The following is a 7,533-nucleotide window of genomic DNA, read 5'->3' on the forward strand; positions in this document are numbered from 1 at the left end:
TTCTTATTTCTCCGATAAATTGCCCCTCTTTTACAGGTGGGTCTTTTAAACTTTTTCCTAAAATCTCAAAATTTTCTAAATCAATTTCGATATTTACATATTCTTCTATTTTTTTTAACATCTTCATTTTCAGCGACTTCTTCTTTTGAAACAACTCCTTTTCCTACAAAGTTTGATGCCAAATGCTCTTTAATTATCTCTTGGCTTACTCCTTCGGTTTCTATTTTTTCTCGTGCTAATTTGACTAATTTTTTTATTGTTTTCTTGTCAGAAATATGCACTTCAATCGCTTTTTTACGTTGGTCAAAAAGATTTTTTATCTCTTCTTTAATTAACAGAGCTGTATTTTTAATCCTCTTTAACTCTTCGCTTGCTCCCACCACGTTACTTTCCGCTCTATCATAAGTTGTAACGATTATAGAAAAATATTATGTCAAAGAACGTTTTATTAAAAGCAATAACATTTGATATATTGATATATTACTGTTTTCGTTAGATTGGTTTGATTATTCTACAACCACCTCATAATCAAGTTCTGAAAACTCAAAACCTGTGATTCCATTTTCTTCTATGGCTTGTTTTAGGGTTTCGGAACAGAGTGTATCTCCATTAGGTAAATTGTAAATAATGTCAAATTCTTTTGAGAGGCAAACTTTCGAGCATTCCAATTCAATATCGTCTTCCAGTAGTAATTTTCGCCTTGTTTTCATAAATTCAGATTCATTTTCTATTTTTATAATAGTATTTATATTATTTTTTAGATAGTAAAAAATACTATGTTCAAATATAATGTTTTGTAGAGGGTTTATAGGAAACTGAAAAATCCAGTATTTTAATTTTTCACCTTTGTATAAAAGCAGAGTTTCATAAAAATGGTATTTTGGAGCTATTTTAAATTTTTCTAATAAAGTTTTTAGCTTATCAGATATGTACCAATATGCTCCACTCGGATATTCACCCATTCCTCCGTGAACATCTTGCAGTCGCCACTCCCAGTCTTTCTTTTCTCCAAAACTCTGTAAATGAAAATAATCAAATATAGGAGCATCTTCTATAATTTCTCTTTTTCTCATTCTATCAAAATAAAACGCTCCATTGGGAACAAATTCGCCATTGGCACTTGGAATATCTGCTACTAACCCTTTTGATTTCTGTTCTAAATCAAGACTTTTATCTGTTATCTTGTAATATTTCATTTGGCTCGTATTTAAAAATTAATAATATCATTTACATTTTTAGTTCCTAATAAAACTTCTTTTTCTAATTTTAAACTTTTAAAATATTACCCTACAACTACCTCATAATCAAGTTCAAAAAACTCAAAACCTGTAATATTATTCTCTTCGATAGAGCGTTTTAATGTTTCAGAAATAATAATATCCGAACTTATTGGATTTAAAGGGATAAAATCAAAAAAATTAGTTAAAATAATTTCTTTAATTTTTAATTCTTCATCATATTTATCATAGATTTCTTCATTTATATCAGACCACTCTTCATAAGAATTAAATCTATAAATTTGATTATTTAAATAAAAAGTACTTTCTGAAAAATTAACGAATTCCATTTTATTAAGTTTTCTATAATTGGCAATAAACTGAAAAATCCAGTATTTTAATTTTTTGCCCTTATACAAAAGTCGTGTTTCATAAAAGTGATATTTTGGAGCTATTTTGAAGTTATCTAAAAGAATTTTAAAGTTATCTGAAATATAATAATTATTACCGCTTGGTGATTCTCCAATAAATCCGTGAACATCTTGCAGTCGCCACTCCCAGTCTTTCTTTTCTCCAAAACTCTGTAAATGAAAATAATCAAATATAGGAGTATTTTCTATAATTTCTCCTTTTCTCATTTTATCAAAGTAAAATGTTCCATTAGGGACAAACTGACCATTGGCGTGTCCTAAAACTTTATCTTCTTCAAATCTTCTTTTTATCTTCTTTTTATCTTTATTTTATAATATTTCATAGCTTAAAAATTTTTAATATCATTTACATTCTTAGTTCCTAATAAAACTTCTTTTTCTAATTTAAACTTTTAGAATATTACTCTACAACCACCTCATAATCAAGCTCTGAAAACTCAAAACCTGTAATGTTATTCTCTTCTATGGTTTGTTTTAGAGCTTCGGAAACAATTATATCTCCGTGCCAAGTATTAACAATATCAAAATTATCTTTTAGTACGATTTTTCTCCACTCTATCTTTTTTTTAGTTTCTTTCCATATTTTGTAATCATAATTATCGTATTCCTCTGCTGTTTTGATGCCTAAAACTCTTTGATTATCTATAAAATATTCACTTTTTTCATAGTTGTAGTTATCAAAACCTTCTATCGGAAACTGAAAAATCCAGTATTTTAACTTCTCGCCTTTGTATAAAAGTCGTGTTTCATAAAAATGATATTTTGGGGCTATTTTAAATTTTTCCAATAAAGTTTTTAGTTTATCAGATATGTACCACCCTGTAATAATACTTCCCACATATATAAATCCGTGGACATCTTGTAACCGCCATTCCCAGTCTTTCTTTTCTCCAAAACTCTGTAAATGAAAATAATCAAATATAGGAGCATCTTCTATAATTTCTCTTTCTCCCATTCTATCAAAATAAAACGCTCCATTGGGAACAAATTCGCCGTTGGCACTTGGAATATCTGCTACTAGCCCTTTTGATTTCTGTTCTAAATCAAGACTTTTATCTGTTATCTTGTAATATTTCATTTGGCTCGTATTTAAAAATTAATAATATCATTTACATTCTTAGTTCCTAATAAAACTTCTTTTTCTAATTTATCTTTGGTTTCTTGTATTAATTCTTTAATTTCATCAAAAGCTCTTTGCGGTTTATTAACATTTCTTGGTAACGTGATAATTTCTGATATTTTTTTACTGATTTCTCTATTATAATCATTGTGTATTGTATGTCCGTTAATATCTAATTTTAAACTTTTCTTTTGTATCATCATACCATTTTCAATACCATTAAAATCAAAATTAAAATTAGGGTCTGCTTTTTTTAGGTCAAAAAGTAATTTTTGTAATTTGTCATTACTTTTCAGTACATCAATAGGTATAATATGGTGTGCCTCAAAGTTTAAGGTATTGTTTTCGTATTTTGCAAAGGTATTTTTAAACCAATCTTCAAAGTCTCCTTGCTTTACAAATTTATCAAAATATTTCTTGGCATATTCTTTTGTTTCTGTTAGGTTAAGAATATTTTTCCGTATCATATTTCTTTTAGAAACAATATCATCAACCAATCCTTGGGAAGTTTTAACTATCTGTTTTCCAGCATCTTCTACAATTTCTTTTGCAGTATTTTTACCTATTTTTTTGGTATTGGTTACCAAATTTACTGCATTTTTCGGTAGTTTTTGGAATGATTTAGTAAGTGTTTGAACTATATTTCCCCCTTTCAAAATGCTTTTTATCTCGCCTACTCCTACAAACGAAATAGCCACGTCAAACAATAGTTTCCCTTGATTGTAGCGTGCTTGATTATCAAAACCTGCCGTTTCATCTATGTATTGGGCAAAAGAATCCATTACTTGTTTTAGTGCATCAGGACTGGTAATAAACTCTTTTATTGCCTTTAATGTTTCCAATGTTTGCACACGTTGTTCCTTACATTCTTTTGTCCAAGCTCGAAACGATGCAGCAAAATTATAACAATCTAACAAATTAGCTAAATCGGCAACCATTTTTATTGTTTCTGCCGCTCCATCTATAATCCCCGATGCAAAAGCAGGGTCAGAAAAATACGGAACCAAAGGTTCTACATCGTACCACAAACAACGAGGAACAAAACCTGTTTGAGTTTTGTATTCTTTGTAGCATTTACTGAAAAAATCCCAAATTTCTTCCATTTCTTGAAAGAAATTAGATTCTTTTTTGACTTTTTGTTCGAGTTTTTTCTTGTTCTCCTGATATTTTAGTAAGTTTTTTTCACAATCGTTTGTAACCTGATAAAAAATATCTTCGTCAAAAGACATTCCATAACCTGTTCCAACAAACACAAAACTTATTTTTTCTAAGCTATTGTCTTTAAGGCAATTAACATCATCTTGATTCTTTTTTAATTCGTTTATAGCTTCCTTATAAGTTTGTTCTTCTTCTGGGGTTAATATGGGAGAAAAAGTAGCTATTTGAGTTTCTATATTCGTTTCAAAAATACGGCTATTTTCTTGTAATTTTTGAAAATCTTGTGGGATTAATCGCTTCTCTTTCAGAGCTTTATCAATAAGGTTATCAATAGTTTCTGAGGCGAGTTTTATCGTATTTTCAATCTTCTTCAACTCTTCGCTTACTTCCACCACGTTACTTTCCATTCTATCATAAGTCGTAACAAGCTTATCTTCAATGAGTTGTCGTTCAGAATTAAGGGTTATTCCGCTGAAAACCACTTTGATTTTCGTATCAAGCAAATAGGGTATTTGTATGCAACCTTCACTTGAAAATACACCATTGGAACCTGTGGCACGCAGTACCGTTACGGGGAAATATTATGTCAAAGAACGTTTTTACTTAATTTTAGTTTACACCTCATATTCATCTGCATATTTGCTAAAACGCTTTATCTAGCCGTTTTCAATGATTGGTTCAGCTTTGAGCATTTCGCTAATTTTCATCAAATCTACCTGCTTCCCATTTTCCTCATAAATCAATTTAAATTGTTCATTTTCTTCAAAAATTCCTAACATACTAAACATTGTTGTTCTTAATATTTCCATTATGTATTCATAAATAATTTTTTTTCCTCTGATGTTAGTTTATTAAAAATTTCTGTTAGTTTTTTTTCTGTCCCCCATTTTGTTTGATTTGTTACAATTTGTTGAAAATATAATATGGAATCATCATAAATATCTTCTATCATTTTTCTTCCAAATTCATCTAAAATTTCTTGATTTGTTTTCATTTTTATAAATTTTTAATTATTAACTCCATTCCAAGGTATATTTTTTATAGCTGTAACGCCTTTTTCTTTTAAGTCCTCTAATGCTTTAATGACCCAACCTGTGGCAATGTCTTCGGATATGCCTGCATTTACCATTGCTTTTATTTCTATTTCTGCCATATCGTCTATTTCTAATGTTTTATTAGGGTTGGCTTTTCGCCAAACAGTGTATAGTTTATTACACCTCATACTCATCTGCATATTTGCTAAAACGCTTTATCCAACCATTTTCAATGATTGGTTCAGCTTTGAGCATTTCACTGATTTTAACCAAATCTACCTGTTTGCCATTTTCCTCATAAATCAGTTTAAATTGTTCGTTTTCTTCGAAAATTCTTAGAATATCAAATAAAAAACCACTTAATATTTCTTGGGTATATTTTTCTAATTCCTTTTTTTGAATACTAGTCATATTATCAAATAAACTGGTATAACTTTCTGTTAGGCGCAAATCTTCAATTTTATTCTTTATAAAGTTTAATTGATAATCATAAGATTCTCTAATTATCATTTCTCCAAATTCGTCTAAAATTTCTTGATTGTTTTTCATTGTTTTATACTTTTTTAATTATTAACTCCATTCCAAGGTATGTTTTTTATGGCTGTTACACCTTTCTCTTTTAAATCTTCTAAGGCTTTTACTACTCAACCAGTGGCTATCTCTTCAGGTATTCCTGCATTTACCATTGCTTTTATTTCTATTTCAGCCATTTCATCTATCTCTAATATTTTACTTGGATTGGCTTTTCGCCAAGCAGTGTATAGTTTATTACACCTCATACTCATCTGCATATTTGCTAAAACGCTTTATCCAACCGTTTTCTCCCAAAGGCTCTGCTTTTAGCATTTCACTGATTTCTACTAAGTTAATTTGTTTACCATCTTTCTCATAAATTAATTTAAACTCTTCGTTTTCTTCAAATAGTTTTAAAATATTAAATAATATACTTTCTATATTTTCTTTAAATAAAGACAATATTTTTTTTCTATCTTTTTCAGAAGAAATATTTTTTTCAATATTTCTTTTGAATAAATTAAAATTAAAATCATAAGAATTTTCTATTAACTCACGACCAAACTCATTTAAAATTTCTTGATTTGTTTTCATTTTTATAAATTTTTAATTATTAACTCCATTCCAAGGTATATTTTTTATAGCTGTAACGCCTTTTTCTTTTAAGTCCTCTAATGCTTTAATGACCCAACCTGTGGCAATGTCTTCGGATATGCCTGCATTTACCATTGCTTTTATTTCTATTTCTGCCATATCGTCTATTTCTAATGTTTTATTAGGGTTGGCTTTTCGCCAAGCGGTATATAAAGATATTTGTTGTCCCGTTATTTTATTATGTACATTTATTATATCTTCTGTTGGATTTACTTTTTCCCATATATCTTGTAAAGTTTTAGGACTTACACTAAACGCTTTTTTGTAATCATACTCTTTAATCTCCTCAAAGGCTTTTTTAGCCAAAGGGTGGTGTCCTTTTACATCATCATATTTCCCAGTACCTTCTAATTCAAATTTTGCTTTGTTTTTTAGTTTAGTGATTGTCTCATCAAGTTTTTTTAGGAAGACCTTTCCTATCGCTTCACCTGCCTCCCTAACTGCTTTTTTACCAAAGGTTTTAAGAATTCCCTCAATAGCAGGCGAACTTACTTTGCCAATAATTTTAATGGTTTTGGTTACTTTTCCGGCAGACAAATCCCAAATAGTCAATCCTGCGGCAACAAGTCGGTTACTTTCCTCACCACTAAAATCTTTTCCTGTATATACAATATAGCCTCCTTCAATAGGAATAACAAAATCTGCTATGCCAAAAATAATATCTTTCATCATTTGAGGCATAATAGGAGAATTGGGTGTAGCTTCTTCTGGAATAAAGTTAATTCGGCTACGACTCTCAATATCAATTAGATAATAGTAACCTTTTCGATTATGGTCTTGTGTATTAAGATTATCAAGGTCAAACCCTGTTCTAAATATATATACATCTGGTTGGTCTTCTTTGTCCTTTTTTAAATGAAATATTGTTCCAGAAATTCTATTTGTAGGATTAAAACACTCCTTGTAACGAATGTATTTTAGGTTCGTATAAATAATGTAATCTTCTTTCTCAATCCATTCTCCACAAACTTTTTTACCTTGTGCAAAATCCTCTAAATATTCTTTTATTTCGGCAATAGCTTGCTCTTCTTTCTTTTTAAAATCCTTAAAAGTAGCCAAAAGTTCATCAGCTTTACTCTCATCAAATGATTGCTTTGAACTCGAAGATTTGAACGAATTTATTTGATTTGTAACATTTTTATTTTCGGCTTCTGTTACGAAAGGTTTTTCCTTAACATATTGATTTACAACATCTAATCTTTTGTCATTTTGAGCAATTAGTTCCTTTATTTTTTCTTGTTCCTGCTCGTATTTTTCCTTATTTATTTTGTTTTCAGCGAATTGTTTTTCAAGATGTTCCTGTTTTTGGATAATTTCTTTCTGCTTTTTGAAAACTTGTTCCAATGCCTTAATCGCATCATCAATCGTTTTAATTATCGGAACTTCCACCACATTCGTTCCCGTCC

13 protein-coding genes are annotated in these 7,533 nt (G+C 29.4%); 1 reads left to right on the top strand and 12 read right to left on the bottom strand.

Annotation, left to right across the window (positions count from 1 at the left end):
- Window positions 1-80: 80 nt before the first annotated feature.
- From OO775_RS10940 to OO775_RS10960, 5 genes are all read right to left on the bottom strand, one after another.
- Complete coding sequence (locus OO775_RS10940) at window positions 81-380, bottom strand: hypothetical protein (RefSeq protein WP_264847172.1); 300 nt, start codon at window positions 378-380, stop codon at window positions 81-83.
- A 126-nt stretch (window positions 381-506) separates the two neighbouring features.
- On the bottom strand, window positions 507-1,196 hold the full coding sequence (locus OO775_RS10945; protein ID WP_264847174.1) for an imm11 family protein: 690 nt from the start codon (window positions 1,194-1,196) through the stop codon (window positions 507-509).
- Between the two features lie 86 nt (window positions 1,197-1,282).
- Window positions 1,283-1,855, bottom strand: coding sequence for a hypothetical protein (locus OO775_RS10950; RefSeq protein WP_264847176.1), 573 nt, complete (start codon window positions 1,853-1,855; stop codon window positions 1,283-1,285).
- Between the two features lie 193 nt (window positions 1,856-2,048).
- Window positions 2,049-2,726 carry an imm11 family protein gene (locus tag OO775_RS10955; RefSeq protein WP_264847178.1) on the bottom strand — a complete coding sequence of 226 codons (678 nt, stop codon included), beginning with the start codon at window positions 2,724-2,726 and terminating at the stop codon, window positions 2,049-2,051.
- An 11-nt stretch (window positions 2,727-2,737) separates the two neighbouring features.
- Window positions 2,738-4,429: an AHH domain-containing protein gene (locus OO775_RS10960; protein ID WP_264847179.1), complete on the bottom strand. Its 1,692-nt coding sequence runs from the start codon at window positions 4,427-4,429 to the stop codon at window positions 2,738-2,740.
- Between the two features lie 13 nt (window positions 4,430-4,442).
- Between OO775_RS10960 and OO775_RS10965 the strand changes: the two genes are divergently transcribed.
- Window positions 4,443-4,586, top strand: coding sequence for a hypothetical protein (locus OO775_RS10965; protein WP_264847181.1), 144 nt, complete (start codon window positions 4,443-4,445; stop codon window positions 4,584-4,586).
- Here OO775_RS10965 and OO775_RS10970 read toward each other — a convergent pair.
- The 7 genes from OO775_RS10970 to OO775_RS11000 form a co-directional block, all read right to left on the bottom strand.
- Window positions 4,583-4,705 carry a hypothetical protein gene (locus OO775_RS10970; RefSeq protein ID WP_264847182.1) on the bottom strand — a complete coding sequence of 41 codons (123 nt, stop codon included), beginning with the start codon at window positions 4,703-4,705 and terminating at the stop codon, window positions 4,583-4,585. The genes OO775_RS10965 and OO775_RS10970 overlap by 4 nt on opposite strands.
- A gap of 29 nt (window positions 4,706-4,734) precedes the next feature.
- On the bottom strand, window positions 4,735-4,920 hold the full coding sequence (locus tag OO775_RS10975) for a hypothetical protein (protein WP_264847183.1): 186 nt from the start codon (window positions 4,918-4,920) through the stop codon (window positions 4,735-4,737).
- Between the two features lie 12 nt (window positions 4,921-4,932).
- The gene (locus OO775_RS10980; protein ID WP_264847185.1) at window positions 4,933-5,148 is read right to left on the bottom strand and encodes a hypothetical protein; all 216 of its coding nucleotides are present in this window, start codon (window positions 5,146-5,148) and stop codon (window positions 4,933-4,935) included.
- On the bottom strand, window positions 5,138-5,509 hold the full coding sequence (locus OO775_RS10985) for a hypothetical protein (protein WP_264847188.1): 372 nt from the start codon (window positions 5,507-5,509) through the stop codon (window positions 5,138-5,140). Before OO775_RS10985 ends, OO775_RS10980 begins: the two co-directional genes overlap by 11 nt.
- A 95-nt stretch (window positions 5,510-5,604) precedes the next feature.
- Entirely contained in the window at window positions 5,605-5,739 is a 135-nt protein-coding gene (locus OO775_RS10990; RefSeq protein ID WP_264847189.1) for a hypothetical protein, read from the bottom strand.
- Entirely contained in the window at window positions 5,729-6,067 is a 339-nt protein-coding gene (locus OO775_RS10995) for a hypothetical protein (RefSeq protein WP_264847190.1), read from the bottom strand. The genes OO775_RS10990 and OO775_RS10995 overlap by 11 nt, the downstream gene beginning before the upstream one ends.
- A gap of 12 nt (window positions 6,068-6,079) precedes the next feature.
- Window positions 6,080-7,533: hypothetical protein (locus tag OO775_RS11000; RefSeq protein ID WP_264847191.1), on the bottom strand; the 1,454-nt coding region annotated here is incomplete at its 5' end.

Origin of the sequence: Capnocytophaga catalasegens, from assembly GCF_026005215.1 — a bacterium.
Taxonomy (GTDB): Bacteria; Bacteroidota; Bacteroidia; order Flavobacteriales; family Flavobacteriaceae; genus Capnocytophaga; species Capnocytophaga catalasegens.